We start from the raw sequence: 15,840 nt of genomic DNA on the forward strand, positions 1-15,840 counted from the left end.
AGACCGGCGCGATCGACCGACTCGCGACGCTCCTCCGTCGCTCCGCAACGCGCGCGGCCTCGGCGTATCGTGGGGACGGAGAGCGCTTCACGTCGACGAGGTCGGGAGGGCAGGCCCATGGCGAACATCGCCTGGATCGGACTGGGACACATGGGTGGACCCATGTCGGCGAATCTCGTCGCGGCGGGTCACGCCGTGCGCGGCGTCGACCCGATGTCGGAGGCGCGGGAGGCCGCGGCGTCGCGGGGGGTCGCAGTGGTCGACTCGGTCGCCGAGGCGGTCGCGGGCGCCGACGCGGTCTTCACGAGCCTGCCGCGCAGTGAACACGTGCGCGAGGTCTACGCGGGCGACGGCGGGGTGTGGGCGACGGCACCCGCCGGGGTGCTGCTGCTCGACACGTCGACGGTCGACGTCGAGACGTCGCGCTGGTGCCACGAGGAGTCGGCACGGCGCGGGTTCCGTTTCGTCGATTCGCCGGTCTCGGGCGGAATCGCGGGGGCCGCCGCGGGCAGCCTCACGTTCATGCTCGGCGGTGACGCGGATGCCACCGCCGACGCCCGCGAGCTCGTCGAGCCGATGGCGGGCCATGTCTTCGAACTCGGCGGGCCGACGCTCGGCATCGCTGCGAAGCTCGCCAACAACCTGATGCTGTTCGTGTCGTTGCTCGGCGTCGCCGAGGGGGCGGCGCTCGCCGACTCGCTCGGGCTCGACCCGAAGAGGTTCTTCGAGGTCGCGTCGGTCTCGTCGGGGGAGTCGTGGCCGCTACGGCTCTGGTACCCGGCACCCGGCGTGGTCGAGACGAGTCCGGCGAATCGCAACTACGACGCGACGTTCACGACCGCGCTCGCCGAGAAGGACCTGTCGTTCGCGGTCGACGCCGGCACGACGGCCGGCCTGCCGATGCCTGCCTCGCGGGTTGCGCTCGAGCAGTTCGAGCGCCTCATCGACGAGGGCTTCGGCGGCAAGGACTGCAGCCTCATCGCGAAGTTCGCGACCGCCGACGGCGGCGTGCCGGGGTTCACCCCGCCGGCTGCCTGACGCCTGCGCCGCGTCAGCCTCGCTGCACCGCCGCGATCACCTCGGTGAGCCGGTCGCGCAGCGCGCCGAGCTCGTCGAGGCTCATGCCGAGCCGGTCGACGACCTGGGGCGGGATCGACAGCGCCCGCTCGCGCAGTGCGCGCCCGCTCTCGGTGAGGGCGACGTCGAGGGCGCGCTCGTCGTGCGGGTTGCGTGCTCGGGTGAGGTAGCCCTGCGCCTCGAGGCGCTTCAGCAGGGGCGACAGCGTCGCCGGCTCGAGCTGGAGCGCCTCGCCGAGGTCGCGCACCGTGCGCGGATTGCGCTGCCAGAGCGCGAGCATCACGAGGTACTGCGGGTGGGTGAGCCCGAGCGGCTCGAGGATCGGCCGGTACACGCCGATCACACCGCGCGCGGCGACCGCGAGGGCGAAGCACACCTGGTTCTCGAGGGCGAGCAGGTCGACTGCGCCGTCGCCGTCTTCGGGGGCGGATGTCTCGGCGATCGCCGTTCGTGCGGCTGCGGTCTGCTCGGTCATCAGGCTTCCAGTATGACGTGGGGACAAATAGTTAGTACACTAATGATTGTGACACGAAGGAAGCGACCGGTCGAGCCAGGAGTGCAGCGCGGCTACGCCGGATTCATCGACCGCCTCAACGCGAAGCTGCTGCCGTACATCGGCCCGCCGCCGCTCGGTCCGTACGACGAGGAACCGAAGCCGGCGACTCCGCCGGCCTGCCCGCTCTGCGGTGCCGCGATGTCGGCGCACGAGATCGACCGCTCGGGCGAGCGCACGCAGCTGCACTGCCCGGTGCCTGCGGCATAGCCGCGCACCCGCCTCAACCTCGAAGGCCGCGGTCCTCGCGGGAGAGGTTGAGCCAGCGATCCGCGAGGAGGAGCTTCGAGCCTGCGCGATCGGGGTTCAACCACCTGAGATCGTCGACCGTGACGCCGAACCTGGCGGTCACTCCGATCGACGTGTCGCCGGCCGCGATGCGGTAGCGGAGCGGCGTGCCGCCGTCGTCGAGGACCGCCTCTCCGGTCGCGCCCTCTGCAGCCCCGTGGTCGACCACCCGCAGGCCGGGGTTCAAGTCGGGAAGGTTCCAGGTGAGCGGGGCGGTCGCGACGACCTCGTCGAATCCCCGCTCCGCTCCGGCCGCCGGTGCCCAGAGCACCGCCGTGCGCAGGTAGCTCGGGTCGTTCGTCACGAACCCGCCCGTGCCCGGGGTCGGTACGCGGAAGGCCTGGTCGGCCGTCGTCGCGAGCGGGTCGTAGCGGTAGTAGCTGAAGCCCTCCTTCAGCACCTCCCTGGTGGCGGTCGACGGCTCGGAGTTCAGCTCCAGCGTCATGCCGGCGGTCGGCGCCGGCGAGATGCCGGTGAGCACGACCTCGAACCCGCTGGGTGTGCCGTTCGCCCGGAGCTCGATCGCGCCGCTCGTACCGCGGTCGTGGAACTCTCCGGTCGCGAGGACGGTGCCCGGCGCCAGGCCGGCGATGCTCTGCGGCGCGGCTTCGGCGTCGGGTTCATGCTCGGCGTCGCCGAACGCCGCGGCCGCATCGGTCGGTGGAGCCGAGGTGACGGGTCGTGTGTCTCCGGCGGCGGGGATGCAGCCGGTCAGCACGAACGCGAGCGCCGCAGCCGTCGCCGCCGAACGCAGCGCTCGGCGCACCGTCACTCGATCCATCGTCGAAGACTAGCGACGTGAGCCCGCCCGTCGGGCCGAATGCGCGGGTTGTGGAGAAGTCGCCGCCGGTCTGCTCAGTCGAGCCGCGGCCGGGCGAGATGCCGACTCACCCAGCGGTCGTACTGCGCCCAGGGGTCGTCGACACCGACGGCGAGCCCGGCGATGTGCTCGAGCAGCGCGTCGTGCACGTCGAACCACTCGGTGCCGGCACCGCGGTACCGCGCGAACTGCTCGTGCCGACGCCGTTCGAGTCGCCGGCCGCCGCGTTCGAACGCGACCACCTCGTCGTGCGGCAGGCTCGCGACGCGCTGCCGCGGGTTCGCCGAGGTGCCGATCTTCACCCGGTCGCGATAGCGCAGGTAGTAGACGACCTCGACGGGGTCGTCGCCGAGCGCTCGATCGGGCAGCTCGCCGTAGCGCCATTCGCAGTCGGCGCAGATCCAGCCGGAGGGGTAGTGCACTCCGACCCGGGCCCCGCACGCCGGGCACGGCCCCGGCAGCAGGTCGAGCTCGCCGACCTCACGCGCGACCCAGTCGTAGGCGACGAGCAGGTGCCCCGCGCAGAGCGCGATCGGCGTGCCGGCAGCGACGGGCCGCGAGCAGTGCACGCCGTCGGCCTCGACGATCGAGCAGCGCGCGGCCGAGGCATCCCTCTCAACCATGCGGCAACGGTACGACCGGCCGCCGACACGACCGCCCGTCACCCGCCCGCGATAGGCTCGTTCTCCGACGTCGAGTGGCGTCGGACATCGGTGTTCGAGGGGCGTGAAGCATGGCGTTCTGGCGCAGGAGGCGAGCGAAGCGGTTCAAGCCGTTCGACCGCAGCGCCCTGCCCGAGGTGGTTCCTCCCACGTTCGACGAGATGCTCGCCGAGGGCCTGCTCGTCGCCGAGGCCGCAGGTCGGATGGCCCTGCGCAACCGCTTCGTGATGCACGCCCTGCGCGGCGACGAGCCCTTCGACAACGACCGCGCCGCGGCCGCCGCCCGCGAGGTGCTCTACGAGCTCGTGCAGGAGGCCGACGAGGTCGCCGAGCGCACCGCCGACGACCGCAGCGTCGCCGCCAAGCGCGAGGGTCGCGCGTCGAACGAGCACGATTACCGCCGCGCCGACGCCGCGAACCTCCGACGCCGCGAACAGGTCTACGCGGCGATCGCGAAAGAGCTGTGGACGCGACGGGGTGATCCCGAGTACCTCGCGTCCTTCGCCGAACGCGCTCGCAACGAGGCCTGGGACGACGTCGCCGGGGCGATCGACGCGCGGCTCGCCCGGGAGTGGGGCAGCGGCTGGCCCGAGATCGAGGTCGACGAGACCTACGAGGCCGAGCGCGACGACCGCCTTCGCGACCTGCTGGGCGATCTCGAGCGCGACCTGCGCGAGGCCGAGTCCGAGCGCGAGCGCCGCGGCGAGGAGGCCGATCCCTTCCGGGGGTACGTCGGCTGATGGGCGAGGCATCCGCATGAGCGCGACACTGAGCGACGATCGCCGGGCGGTGCTCCATCGGCGCATCCGCTGGATCGTCGCGATCACCATCGGGTACAACCTCGTCGAGGCGGCGGTCTCGATCGCGGCCGGTGCCGCGTCATCCTCGGTGGCCCTGCTCGGATTCGGGCTCGACTCGCTCGTCGAGGTGCTCTCGGCGGCGGCGGTCGCCTGGCAGTTCACGCGCCGCGAACCCGAGAAGTACGAGCAGCCCACCCTGCGGGTGATCGCGTTCGCCTTCTTCGCGCTCGCCGCCTACGTCGGGGTGAACGCGGTGCTCAGCCTCGTCGGGGTGCTGCCCGAGGCCGAGCATTCGGCGCTCGGCATCGCGATCACCGCGCTGAGCGTGGTCGTCATGCCGTTCCTGTCGCTCGCCGAGCGCCGCACCGGGCGCGAACTCGGCTCGGCGACCGCCGTCGCCGACAGCAAGCAGACGCTCATCTGCACCTATCTCTCGGCCGCCACGCTGCTCGGCCTGCTGCTCAACTCGCTGTTCGGCTGGGCGTGGGCCGACTCGGTGGCGGCGCTCGTGATCGTCGTCTTCGCGGTGCGCGAGGGCCTCGAGGCATGGCGTGGCGACACGTGCGCGACGCCGGTCGGCATGCTGCTCGAGGGGGCCGACGAACACGACGCGTGAGGCATAGACTCTTGTCTATGAGTCCAGCCCACCAGCTCTCGGCCACGGTCTCCGACCCGACCCGTGCTGGGATGCTGCAGCTCATCCTCGATCAGCCCGATGGGCGCGAGACCGTGACGCGGATGGCCGAACGGCTCGGCCTGAGACAGCCCACGATCACCCATCACGCGAAGGTGCTGACGGAGGCGGGCGTGCTCGAGCGCCGTCCCGAGGGCCGCCGGGTCTGGTACTCGATCGCGCCGGAGCACCTCGATCGCGTGCTCGAGCTGCTCGGGTCGGAATCCGGCGCCGAGCCCGATGATCCCGTCTTCGCGCGGATCGTCGACGACCTGTCCGTCCGGTTCGCCGGAACGTTCAACCGGGAGACCGTCGAACGCTTCGTCGACGAGAGCCGCCTGCTGCTCGCCCGGGTGGGTGGCGGTGCGCGGTTGGCATCGCGCACGGCCGAGTTCTCGGAGCAGCGGCTGGCCGCGGTCGCGGCGCGAGACCGGGACCCCGGCGGAGCGCCGGCCGTGCTGTTCGTGTGCGTGCAGAACGCGGGGCGTTCGCAGATGGCGGCGGCACTGCTTCGCCGGCTCGCCGGCGACCGCGTGCAGGTGCGAACGGCAGGTTCCGAGCCTGCGGCGACCGTGGCGCCGACGATCGCCGCAGCGTTGGAGGAGATCGGGGTGCCGCTCGGCGGCGAGTTCCCGAAGCCGCTGACCGACGAGGTGGTGCGTGCGGCCGACGTGGTGATCACCATGGGCTGCGGCGACGCCTGCCCCGTCTACCCCGGCACCCGGTATCTCGACTGGGAGCTCGACGATCCGGTTGGGCGACCACTCGCCGAGGTGCGCGCGATTCGCGACGACATCGATCGGCGCGTGCGCGAGCTCATCGCGTCCCTGGGGCGGTCTGCCGCGTGAACAACGGCTGAATTGGCGGGCACGGCGTCCCCTCATCCATAGATGATGGTCTATGGTTGAAGTGCTCGAGCCCGAGGAGAGGATCTGCGATGTCCGAGAAGCCCACCGTCCTGTTCGTCTGCGTGCACAACGCGGGCCGGTCGCAGATGGCCGCCGGGTATCTGCGCGAACTGGGCGGCGACCGCGTCGAGGTGCTTTCCGCGGGATCGGAGCCGAAGGACCGGATCAATCCGGTCGCGGTCGAGGCGATGGCCGAACAGGGCATCGACATCGCGAGCAACGTGCCGAAGGTGCTGACCACCGAGGCGGTCCGCGACTCGGACGTGGTGATCACGATGGGGTGCGGCGACGCCTGCCCGATCTTCCCGGGCAAGCGCTATGAGGACTGGAAGCTCGACGACCCGGCCGGCCAGGGCATCGACGCGGTCCGCCCGATCCGCGACGAGATCCGCGGCCGCGTCGAGGCGCTGCTCGCCGAGCTGCTGCCGCAGCGTGCCGACGCGCGACCGGCGAACTCGGACTGAACCACCCGCACGACGTGCTGCGCGCATCGAAGCGTCAGCCGACGCCGTTCCGGGTCGAGCGGCGCTCGATGAGGACGGTGTCGCGCCAGTGCCCGGCGTGCGGGCCGAGCGTCGAGCGAGCGATGCGCTCACGTCGACCGACGACGCGGAATCCCGCCTGCTCATGTAGCCGGAGGCTCGCGATGTTCTCAGGGAAGATGCTCGACTGAATCGTCCAGAACCCGGACTCGTCGGCCGCGGAGACGAACGCGGCGAGGAGTGCGCGGCCCATGCCTCTGCCGCGCGCATCCTCGTGCACGTAGACCGAGTGCTCGATGACGCCGCGGTAGACCGGGCGGCCCGACACCGGCGACGCGGCCGCCCACCCGAGCACGAGGCCGTCGACTTCGGCGACCAGGCGCGGCGAGGCGATCTTGCCGGCGTCGAACGCCTCCCAGCTCGGCGCCGTCGTTTCGAACGTGGCCTCACCGCCGCGGATGCCCTGGTCGAAGATCTCCCCGACCATGGGCCAGTCCGCGGCGCGCATCGGGCGGATCAGCACGTCGGGCCCGAGCAGCAGCTCGACGAGCCGCCGAGGTCGGTCGAGCACACGCCCGTCGCCGGCAGCACGAGTTCGACGTTGGACGCCGAGGCGAGGTCGCCCGCGAGCCACGCCGTGACCGACCGCACCTGCTCGTAGCCGGTGGCCAGCAGGAAGGTGGGGGCGCGGCCGTACGACTTCATGCCGACGATGAAGAACCCGTGCTCGGGGTGGGTGAGCTCGGCGAAGCCGTGCGGCTCGACCGTGCCGCACGAGTGGACGTTCGGGTCGATGAGCGGCGCGAGGCGCTTGGGGGCCTCGACGATCTCGTCGAGCTCGAGGCGGATCTCGCGCAGCAGGTCGAGGTTCGGCCGGAAGCCGGTCGCGTTCACCACCACGTCGGTCGCGTGCACGGCGAGCTCGCCGCCGTGCTGTCCGACGAGCTCGGCGCCGTCGCCGGCGCGACGGGCGCGGAGGATCTCGAATCCGTCGACGAGCCGGATGTCTCCGCGGCGGACCGCGGCATCGACGCGGCCGCCGAGCTTGGCGCGGTCGGCGAGCTCGTCATCGGCCGACGACGAGACGCGCACGGCCTTGGCGTTGCGGATCAGCCAGCTCACCTCGGTGCCCGGCACCTCGCGTGCGAGCTGGACGAGCGCGAGGAGCGTGTTGGCCGCCGAGTGCCCGGCGCCGACGACGGTGGTGTGCCGCCCCGCGAACGCGTCGCGGTCGCGGCCGAGCACGTCGGGCAGGGCCGGCTGCACGCGATCGGCGATCTCGTCGAAGCCGAGCAGGTCGAGCCCGCTCGAGTTCAACGAGTTCGGCGAACGATACGTGCCCGAGGCGTCGATGACCGCGCGGGCGGTCAGTTCCTCCACCCCGGTGACCGTGCGGAGTCGGACGAGGAACGGCGTGGCCGACCGGTTCGCGGTGCGCGTGCGGTCCATTCCCTCGCGGCTGACCGCGAGCACCTCGGCACCGGTGCGGATGCGCGACGCGATCGGTTCGAGGCGGCTCAGCGGCAGGAGGTACGCGTCGACGAGCTCTCTGCCCGCAGGCGCGCGCTCGAGGGCCGGCAGCGCCCAGCCCTCGGCCTCGAGGAGGCGGCGCGACGCCGGGTCGACCAGGTGCTTCCACGGCGAGAACAGCCGCGTGTGACCCCAGGCGCGCACGCTGTCGGCGATGTCGTCACCCGCCTCGAGCACGACGAAGTCGATACCGCGCTCCACCAGGTTCGCCGCAGCGGCGAGGCCGATCGGGCCGGCACCGATGATCACGACGGGCAGTGTGGACAGCCGGTCGTTCGTCACGGGTCGGGTGGTCAAGTCGAGCAGCGTCACTGCATCCTCCTGATATCGATGAACTTCGATATCAGGATGCCGCGATATATCGATGGTTGTCAATATCGAGTAGTATCGATGCATGGTCACGATGCTCGAGGTCCGCGATGTCAGTACCGAGGCATGCTGCGCGCCGCTCGTGCGCGAGACGATCACCGCCGACGAGGCCGAGCGGTTCGCACGCCGGCTGAAGGCGCTCGCTGACCCGGTGCGGCTGCGGCTCGTCTCGATCGTCGCCGCCTCGGCGGGGCAGGAGGCGTGCGTCTGCGACCTCATCGAACCCGTCGGACTGAGCCAGCCGACGGTCTCGCACCACCTCAAGATCCTCACCGAGGCCGGGTTCCTCTCCCGCTCGAAGCGCGGCACGTGGGCGTACTACCGGCTCGTGCCGGGAGCGCTCGAGGCCGCCGCTGCGCCACTGCTCGACGCCTGATCGCTCGGCCGGGGCGGCCGGGCCCCGGCCGCACGTCGCCCGGGACACGGGGCACGGGTAGCGTGGGCGCATGATCGGGCGAACGGTGACGTGGAGCGAGGGGCACTGGACGAGGGAGCCGGCGTCGACTCGCGTCGAAGACGGCGCGCTCGTCGCGCAGGCGCTCGAAGGCAGCGACTACTGGCGGACGACCCACTACGGGTTCGTGCACGACGACGGTCACGGACTGCTCGCCGAGTGGCCCGCCGACACCGCCGTGGAGGTCGACTTCGACACGTCGTCGCTCACGGGGCTCTACGACCAGGCCGGGCTGCTGCTCTTCGCCAACGAGGCCCAGTGGGTGAAGGCGGGCATCGAAGTGAGCGACGGAGTGCTGCACCTCGGGGCGGTCGTCACGAACGGGGTGTCCGACTGGTCGCTCGCGCCCGTGCCCGAATGGGCGGGACGCCTCGTGACCATCCGCGCGAGCCTTGGCGGCGAAACCGGTGACGCCGTCACGCTTCGGGCGCGAGCCGACGGCGGGCCCTGGCGCACGTTGCGGGTCGCGCCGTTCACCGCCGGCGACGCGCAGGCTGGGCCGATGCTGTGCGCGCCGCTGCGGGCCGGTCTCGAAGTGCGCTTCCCGCGCTGGGCGTTGGCGCCGGCGGATGTCGAGTTGCACGCCGATCCGCCGGGGGAGTGATCGGAGTCGGGCTCGGATGCGGACGATCCACAGACTTTGTCTGTCATGTTGTGAATATGTCAGAACCTAGTACCCTTGACCGCGGAGACAGCGCAGGTGCGTCTCCGCGGTTGAGAGGAACCTCGGTTGATCCGAACAGCGAACGCCCCCGTCAGCTACGGCGTCTTCGAACTGTCCATTCCCGATCTCGTTCCGCTGCCCGACGGTGAGCAACTCGCCGGCTGGGTCGCCGAGGCGGGGTACGACGGCATCGATCTCGGCCCCGTCGGCCTCTTCGGCGACCGCGAGACGCTGCCCGCCCTGCTCGGCCGACACGGCCTGGCCCTCGCAGGCGGATGGGTCGACCTGCCCTTCGCCGCCGATGACGACGAGTTCGAGGCATCCTTCGCGGGGCTCGCGCACGTGCTCGACCTGTTCGCCGCCGCCGCTGCCGCAGCGCCCGCCGGCGCGCTCGCGCCGAAGCCCACGATCGCCGACTCCGGCTCCGCCGAGCGCAAGGCCCGCCCGGGCGGCGCCCCCGAGCTCGAGCTCGACGACGACCGGTGGGCCCGGTTCGCCGCCCGCGTGCAGCGCGCCGCCGATGCGACCCGCGCCGCCGGCCTCGAACCGACGTTCCACCACCACGCGTGCACGTACGTCGAGACTCCGCACGAGATCGAACGGTTGCTCGCCGACACCGACATCGACCTGACCTTCGACACCGGCCACCTGCTCATCGGCGGCGGCGACCCCGTCGCCGACTTCTCGCGCTGGGCGGACCGCATCAACCACGTGCACCTCAAGGACGCCGATCGCTCGGTGCTCGCCTCGGCCGCCGGCTCCGACGACCCGATGCGCGACGTCTGGCAGCGCCGTGTGTTCGTGGCCCTCGGCGACGGCGACCTCGAGGTCGACCGCATCGTCGACCAGATCGTCGACTCGGGCTACGCCGGCTGGCTCGTCGTCGAGCAGGACGTCATCCTGCAGAGCGCGGCCGACGTCGACCGCGCCCGAACGGATCAAGCGGCCAACCGCGAGCGCCTGCGGCGGTGGTTCGCATGACCGGCTTCGACGCCCCCGACCGCACGAGCGAGCAGGCGGATGCCGCGACCCACGAGCGCGTGAACCTCGCCGTCATCGGCCTCGGCGCCATCAGCCAGAGCGTGCACCTCCCGCTCATCCGGCGCAACGCCGACCGCATCGCCCTCACCGCCGTCGTCGATCTCTCACCGTCGCGCGCGCGGGGCATGGCCGAGGCATCCGGCACGGGCGTCGCCGCGTTCGACTCGATCGACGCGCTCATCGACGCCGTCGTCGCGGGCGAGGTCGCCGTCGACGGCGCCGTGCTCGCGACCTCCGGCTCGCACGCGCCCGACGTCGCGAAGCTCGTCGGCGCCGGCATCCGCGTGCTCGCGGAGAAGCCCCTCGCGTTCTCGCTCGCCGAGGTCGAGTCGCTCCGCGCCCTCGCCGCCGAGCGCGGCGTCGACCTCGCCGACTGGGTGCGGGTCGGCTACATGAAGGAGCACGACCCGGCCTCGGCCGAGGTGAAGGCCCTGCTGCAGAGCGTCGAGCTGCGCGCGGTCACGGTCGAGGTGCTGCATCCGGCCGACGGGGCCCAGCTCGCGTTCGCGAACCTGCAGGCTCCGCCCGCCGACGTGCCCGCCGACCTGCTCGCGGCCCTCACAGCCGCGACGGATGCCTCGGTCGGGACCGCGATCGGCGAGGTGGCGGGCGACCTGCCGAAGCTCTACACGAACGTCGTGCTCGGCTCGATCGTGCACGACATCGGCCTGCTGCGGTACCTCGTGGGCGGCATCGGGGCGGTCGACCGGGCCCGTCACACGGGCGGGTTCCCGGGATCGCTGAGCCTGGGCGGCACCCTCGCCGAGCACGCCGACGTGCCCTGGTCGGTCGACTGGCACTTCATCCCGCGCTACCCCGAGTACCGCGAGACGGTCACGTTCCACCACGAGGAGGGCAGCATCTCGCTCGTCTTCGCGGTGCCGTACGTGCTCAACGTGCCCACCGTGCTCACCGTCGTCGAGAACGCCGACCGCCTCGGCGCCCGGCGCTCCGAGACGCGGTGGATGCAGGAGGAGGCGTTCGAGCACGAGCTCCGCGCCTTCGCGGCGCTCGTCGCAGGTCGTCCGGCACCGGGCCCCTCGGTCGACGAGGGCGCCGCCGACATCGTCGTGGGCCAGCGGATGCTCCGCGCCCTCGCCGATTCCGCCGGCACGCCGATCGGCGCCGGCACCGAGGCATCCGCCTCGTAACCCCGAGCCTCGCGCTCGGGACATGCAAGACCCGAACCCGCAGCACCACCCGCGCGCCGGTCACCCTGCCGGCCGCGAACCAGAGAGAGGTCGAAGATGATCCACCACGCAAGGCGCAAGACCGTCGCGGCGATCGCACTCGCCGCAGCCGGCGCACTCGTGTTCACCGGATGCTCCGGTGACTCGAACGATGACGAGAACGGTCCCGTCACCCTCACGATCACGGCGAACGCCATCACCGGCGGCAAGAACGCTGCCGAGGCCGACTGGGTCACCGACTGGGTGATCCCCCAGTTCGAGGACGCCATGAAGGAGGAGGGCAAGGACGTCACCGTCGAGTTCGAGCCCCAGGGCGTCGACGACGAGAACTACAAGACCAAGATCGCGCTCGACCTGCAGTCGGGCGAGGGCGCCGACATCATCGGCATGGACGGCATCTGGGTCGGCGAGTTCGCCGAGGCCGGCTACATCAAGCCGCTCAGCGACGTCGGCGGCGACGCCGTCGACGGCTGGGAGGGCTGGGACCAGATCCCCGAGGCCGTGCAGAACGCCGTCTCGTTCGACGGCGACCGCTACGGCGTGCCGCAGGGCGCCGACGGCCGCGTGCTCTACTACAACAAGGACCTGTTCGAGCAGGCGGGCCTGCCGGCGGACTGGCAGCCCGAGAGCTGGGACGACGTGATCGAGGCCGGCAAGGCGCTCAAGAAGCTCGACGGCGTGACCCCGATCCAGCTCAACGCCGGCACGGCGATGGGCGAGGCGACGACCATGCAGGGCATGCTGCCGATGCTCGTCGGCACCGGCGAGCAGGTCTACGAGGACGACAAGTGGGTCGGCGACACCGACGGCATGCGCGACGTGCTCGACCTCTACAAGACGATCTACGTCGACGAGGGCCTCGGCGACGCCGTGCTGCAGCAGGAGGCGTCCGGCCGCGACACCTCGTTCCAGATGTTCGCCGCGAACCAGATCGGCATCCTGCTCGAGGGCGACTACTTCTGGCGCAGCGTCATCAATCCCGAAGAGGGCGTCGGCACCGCGCCGATGGCGAACCGCGACGACGTCGTCGGCTACACCAAGATCCCCGCGATGGAGCCCGGTTCGGGCATCGACGACCAGGACTTCGTGTCGATGTCGGGCGGCACGGGTCGTGTGCTCAACCCCAACAGCGACCACCCCGAGCTCGCGTGGGACCTGCTCGCCTTCATGAACTCGAAGGAGGCCTACGAGGCCCGCAACGAGGGCACGATCTCGATCACGCCGCGCACCGACGTCAATGACGAGATCCTCTCCGAAGACCCGATGCTGACCTACGTGAGCGAAGAGGTGCTGCCGATCACCGCGTACCGGCCGCCGCTCGCGGCGTACCCGCAGGTCTCGACCGCGATGCAGCAGGCAAGCCTCGACGTGGTGTCGGGCACGAGCGTCGACGACGCCCTGGCGACCTACGTCGACTCGCTCAAGGACATCGTCGGCGACGACGCGGTCTCGGGTGACTGATGACGGCGAGCACCACCACCCCGGCGGGGAGCCTCACGGCTCCCCGCCGTCGGCGGGCCGACGACGTCGCGGGCCTCGGCACGGCCCGCGCCGGCATCTTCGTCGCCCCCGCCCTCATCCTCATCGGGCTGTTCCTGCTGTTCCCGGCGGTCTGGACCATCTGGCTCGGCATGACCGACTACCGGCTGACCGGCCTGCAGGCCGCGTCGCCCGAGTTCGTCGGCCTCGACAACTACGTCGAGGCGCTCACCGACCCGTCGTTCTGGAACTCGCTGTGGCTGACCCTCGTCTTCGTGGTCGCCTCGGGCATCGTGGGCCAGACCCTCATCGGCTTCGCGCTCGCATGGTCGGTCCGCAACATCCACGGCTGGGTGAAGGCCCTCATCGAGGGCCTCGTGCTCGCCGCCTGGGTGATCCCGGCCTCCGTCGCCTCGTTCCTCTGGCTCGTGCTCATGGACCGGCGCTCGGGCACCCTCAACGGACTCCTCGGCACCGACGGCTACGCGTGGCTGATCGAGCATCCGATGGAGGCGATCATCCTCTTCAACATCTGGGTGGGCACCGCCTTCTCGATGCAGCTGTTCTCGTCGGCGCTGAGCGCCGTGCCACCGTCGCAGATCGAGAGCGCGAAGATGGTCGGCGCCTCGGGATGGCAGCAGCTGCGCGACGTGATCATCCCGAACATCAAGGGTCACATCCTCACGAACACGCTGCTCATCACGCTGTGGACGTTCAACACCTTCACGCCCTACCTCGTCACGGCCGGCGGCCCGAACGGCAAGACCGAGATCCTCTCGGTGTACATCTACGAGACGGCGATCCCCGGCGGCCAGCTCGGCCTCGGCGCCGCGATCTCGCTCATCATGCTGCTCATCAACCTCGTCATCGCGCTCGCCTACATCCGCGTGTCGAGAGGAAGGAAGAAGGGATGACCGGCAGCACCGAAACCGTGCGCAAGGTCGCGTCGAACACGACCGTGCGGCACTACCTCGCCCGCGTCGCCTTCGGCCTCGTGCTGACGATCGTCGGCCTGCTGTTCGCGCTGCCGCTCGTGTGGCTCGTGCTCGCGCCGTTCGACGCGACCCCGACGCTCTCGCTCGAGTGGCCCGACTGGACGCTCGACAACTTCGCGCGCCTCTTCCAGAACCCGTACGCCATGCGTTCGATCGGCAACTCGCTGCTGCTCGGCGTGGGCACGATGATCATCGTCGTCGTGCTCGGCGCGCTCGCCGCCTACGCGATGAGTCGCATCCGCATCCCGGGGCGCGACGGCATCCTCTACGGGCTGCTGCTGCTCTCGTCGATCGTGACCGGCACGGCCGCGATGGTGCCGACGTTCCAGATCATCACCTCGCTGGGGCTCATCAACACCTACACGGGCGTGCTGCTCGTGCTGGCCGGCGGCATCCTGCCCACCGTCATCTTCATCCTCAAGGACTTCATGGATTCGATCCCGAAGTCGTACGAGGAGTCGGCCCGGCTCTACGGCGCAGGTCCCTTCCGCATCCTCCGCGACGTCGTCGTGCCGATCGCGCGGCCGGGCCTCGCGTTCATCGCGATCTGGACGATCGTGCAGGTGTGGGGCAACTTCCTGGTGCCGTTCATCCTGCTGCGCAGCCCCGACCTGCAGCCGGCCGCCGTGCTCATGTACACCTTCTACACCGAGAGCGGACAGGCCGACCTCCGGCTCATCTCGGCCTTCGCCCTGCTGTTCTCCGCTCCCGTCCTCATCATCTACTTCGTCGTGAACCGTCGCTACGGTTTCCGCTTCCATGGAGGTATCAAGTCCTGATGGCCGGCATCAACGCCACCCGACTCGTCAAGGAGTACCCCGGCGGGGTGCGCGGCGTCGACGAGGTCGACGTCGAGATCAACGACGGCGAGTTCTTCGCCCTGCTCGGCCCCTCGGGCTGCGGCAAGACCACCCTGCTGCGCTCGATCGCGGGCCTCGAGGCGATCTCGTCGGGGCAGCTCGTGATCGGCGACCGCGACGTGACCGACGCCGAGCCCGGCGCCCGCGGCGTCGCGATGGTCTTCCAGGACTACGCCCTGTTCCCGCACATGGATGTCGCGGACAACATCGCCTACCCGCTGCGCATCAAGCGCGTGAAGCGCGACGACCGCCGTGCGACGGCGGAGAAGGTCGCCGACGGCCTGAGCCTGCAGGGCCTCATCGAGCGCCGGCCCGGACAGCTCTCTGGCGGCCAGCAGCAGCGCGTGGCCCTCGCCCGGGCGGTCGCCACCCGGCCCGACGTGCTGCTGCTCGACGAGCCGCTGTCGAACCTCGATGCGCGGCTGCGGCTCGAGGCGCGCACCTTCCTCAAGGAGCTGCAGCGCGACCTCGGCGTGACCACGGTGTTCGTGACCCACGACCAGGCCGAGGCGCTCGCGCTCGCCGACCGCATCGCGGTGATGAAGGCGGGCAAGCTGCAGCAGATCGGCTCGCCGCGCGAGGTCTTCCAGCGGCCGAACAACACGTTCGTGGCGGGCTTCATCGGATCGAACCCGATGAACCTCGTGCCGGCCACCGTCTCGGCCGGGGCGATCGCGATCGGCGACGCCGTGTCGACGACCCTGCCCCCGGGCACGGAGGACCATGTGCGCGAGGGCCAGTCGGTCGTGTGGGGCGTGCGACCCGAGTACCTGCGTTGGACCACGGCCGACGAGCCGGGCGCGATCGCGGCCGAGGTGAGCGTCGTCGAGAACCTCGGCGCGAGCGTGCTCATCGCGGTGCACGTCGACGGCCACAAGCTGCAGGTCGTCGTGCCCGAAGACCACGAGCCCGCCCCGGGCGACCGCGGCTACCTCGTGCCGACCGGTTCGAAGACCCTGCTCTTCGACGCCGAGTCGACCGAGCGCATCGGGTGA

19 protein-coding genes are annotated in these 15,840 nt (G+C 71.0%); 14 read left to right on the plus strand and 5 right to left on the minus strand.

What is annotated here, in order from left to right; all coding sequences use genetic code 11:
• Window positions 1–162 precede the first annotated feature (162 nt).
• Window positions 163–1,038 carry an NAD(P)-binding domain-containing protein gene (locus PX701_RS07635; RefSeq protein ID WP_338029112.1) on the plus strand — a complete coding sequence of 292 codons (876 nt, stop codon included), beginning with the start codon at window positions 163–165 and terminating at the stop codon, window positions 1,036–1,038.
• Window positions 1,039–1,051: 13 nt separating this feature from the next.
• Here PX701_RS07635 and PX701_RS07640 read toward each other — a convergent pair whose 3' ends face one another.
• The gene (locus PX701_RS07640; RefSeq protein WP_275505934.1) at window positions 1,052–1,552 is read right to left on the minus strand and encodes a MarR family winged helix-turn-helix transcriptional regulator; all 501 of its coding nucleotides are present in this window, start codon (window positions 1,550–1,552) and stop codon (window positions 1,052–1,054) included.
• 48 nt (window positions 1,553–1,600) lie between these two features.
• On the opposite strand from PX701_RS07640, the gene PX701_RS07645 reads away from it, so the two are divergent.
• The gene (locus PX701_RS07645) at window positions 1,601–1,840 is read left to right on the plus strand and encodes a hypothetical protein (RefSeq protein WP_275505935.1); all 240 of its coding nucleotides are present in this window, start codon (window positions 1,601–1,603) and stop codon (window positions 1,838–1,840) included.
• A 13-nt stretch (window positions 1,841–1,853) separates the two neighbouring features.
• On the opposite strand, the gene PX701_RS07650 is transcribed toward PX701_RS07645, so the two are convergent.
• Window positions 1,854–2,699, minus strand: a complete 846-nt coding sequence (locus PX701_RS07650; RefSeq protein WP_275505936.1) for a LysM peptidoglycan-binding domain-containing protein — start codon at window positions 2,697–2,699, stop codon at window positions 1,854–1,856.
• A 74-nt stretch (window positions 2,700–2,773) separates the two neighbouring features.
• On the minus strand, window positions 2,774–3,361 hold the full coding sequence (locus PX701_RS07655) for a GIY-YIG nuclease family protein (RefSeq protein WP_275505937.1): 588 nt from the start codon (window positions 3,359–3,361) through the stop codon (window positions 2,774–2,776).
• Window positions 3,362–3,471: 110 nt separating this feature from the next.
• Here PX701_RS07655 and PX701_RS07660 point away from each other — a divergent pair, with 110 nt between their 5' ends.
• The 4 genes from PX701_RS07660 to PX701_RS07675 all read left to right on the plus strand — a co-directional run bounded on the left by PX701_RS07660 (window position 3,472) and on the right by PX701_RS07675 (window position 6,245).
• A complete protein-coding gene (locus tag PX701_RS07660) occupies window positions 3,472–4,140 on the plus strand; it encodes a hypothetical protein (RefSeq protein WP_231429181.1) in 669 nt (222 codons plus the stop codon).
• 16 nt (window positions 4,141–4,156) lie between these two features.
• On the plus strand, window positions 4,157–4,816 hold the full coding sequence (locus PX701_RS07665) for a cation efflux transmembrane domain-containing protein (RefSeq protein WP_231429180.1): 660 nt from the start codon (window positions 4,157–4,159) through the stop codon (window positions 4,814–4,816).
• A 17-nt stretch (window positions 4,817–4,833) separates the two neighbouring features.
• Complete coding sequence (locus PX701_RS07670; RefSeq protein WP_231429179.1) at window positions 4,834–5,721, plus strand: metalloregulator ArsR/SmtB family transcription factor; 888 nt, start codon at window positions 4,834–4,836, stop codon at window positions 5,719–5,721.
• An 89-nt stretch (window positions 5,722–5,810) separates the two neighbouring features.
• A complete protein-coding gene (locus PX701_RS07675) occupies window positions 5,811–6,245 on the plus strand; it encodes an arsenate reductase ArsC (RefSeq protein WP_231429178.1) in 435 nt (144 codons plus the stop codon).
• 34 nt (window positions 6,246–6,279) lie between these two features.
• Here the strand turns inward: PX701_RS07675 and PX701_RS07680 are convergent, their stop codons facing one another.
• On the minus strand, window positions 6,280–6,771 hold the full coding sequence (locus PX701_RS07680) for a GNAT family N-acetyltransferase (RefSeq protein WP_231432209.1): 492 nt from the start codon (window positions 6,769–6,771) through the stop codon (window positions 6,280–6,282).
• A gap of 8 nt (window positions 6,772–6,779) precedes the next feature.
• Entirely contained in the window at window positions 6,780–8,090 is a 1,311-nt protein-coding gene (locus PX701_RS07685) for an FAD-dependent oxidoreductase (protein WP_275505938.1), read from the minus strand.
• Window positions 8,091–8,187: 97 nt separating this feature from the next.
• On the opposite strand from PX701_RS07685, the gene PX701_RS07690 reads away from it, so the two are divergent.
• The 8 genes from PX701_RS07690 (at window position 8,188) to PX701_RS07725 (ending at window position 15,840) form a co-directional block, all read left to right on the plus strand.
• Window positions 8,188–8,538 carry an ArsR/SmtB family transcription factor gene (locus tag PX701_RS07690; RefSeq protein WP_231429176.1) on the plus strand — a complete coding sequence of 117 codons (351 nt, stop codon included), beginning with the start codon at window positions 8,188–8,190 and terminating at the stop codon, window positions 8,536–8,538.
• Between the two features lie 70 nt (window positions 8,539–8,608).
• Window positions 8,609–9,220, plus strand: a complete 612-nt coding sequence (locus PX701_RS07695) for a DUF1349 domain-containing protein (protein ID WP_275505939.1) — start codon at window positions 8,609–8,611, stop codon at window positions 9,218–9,220.
• A gap of 126 nt (window positions 9,221–9,346) precedes the next feature.
• Window positions 9,347–10,261: a TIM barrel protein gene (locus PX701_RS07700; RefSeq protein ID WP_231429174.1), complete on the plus strand. Its 915-nt coding sequence runs from the start codon at window positions 9,347–9,349 to the stop codon at window positions 10,259–10,261.
• The gene (locus tag PX701_RS07705) at window positions 10,258–11,472 is read left to right on the plus strand and encodes a Gfo/Idh/MocA family protein (protein ID WP_275505940.1); all 1,215 of its coding nucleotides are present in this window, start codon (window positions 10,258–10,260) and stop codon (window positions 11,470–11,472) included. Before PX701_RS07700 ends, PX701_RS07705 begins: the two co-directional genes overlap by 4 nt.
• A 96-nt stretch (window positions 11,473–11,568) precedes the next feature.
• A complete protein-coding gene (locus PX701_RS07710; RefSeq protein WP_275505941.1) occupies window positions 11,569–12,972 on the plus strand; it encodes an extracellular solute-binding protein in 1,404 nt (467 codons plus the stop codon).
• Window positions 12,972–13,904: a carbohydrate ABC transporter permease gene (locus tag PX701_RS07715; RefSeq protein WP_275505942.1), complete on the plus strand. Its 933-nt coding sequence runs from the start codon at window positions 12,972–12,974 to the stop codon at window positions 13,902–13,904. Before PX701_RS07710 ends, PX701_RS07715 begins: the two co-directional genes overlap by 1 nt.
• Window positions 13,901–14,764 carry a carbohydrate ABC transporter permease gene (locus PX701_RS07720; RefSeq protein ID WP_231429170.1) on the plus strand — a complete coding sequence of 288 codons (864 nt, stop codon included), beginning with the start codon at window positions 13,901–13,903 and terminating at the stop codon, window positions 14,762–14,764. The genes PX701_RS07715 and PX701_RS07720 overlap by 4 nt, the downstream gene beginning before the upstream one ends.
• On the plus strand, window positions 14,764–15,840 hold the full coding sequence (locus tag PX701_RS07725; RefSeq protein ID WP_231429169.1) for an ABC transporter ATP-binding protein: 1,077 nt from the start codon (window positions 14,764–14,766) through the stop codon (window positions 15,838–15,840). Before PX701_RS07720 ends, PX701_RS07725 begins: the two co-directional genes overlap by 1 nt.

The sequence above is a fragment of the Agromyces chromiiresistens genome (assembly GCF_029167465.1).
In the GTDB taxonomy this organism is placed as follows: domain Bacteria; phylum Actinomycetota; class Actinomycetes; order Actinomycetales; family Microbacteriaceae; genus Agromyces; species Agromyces chromiiresistens.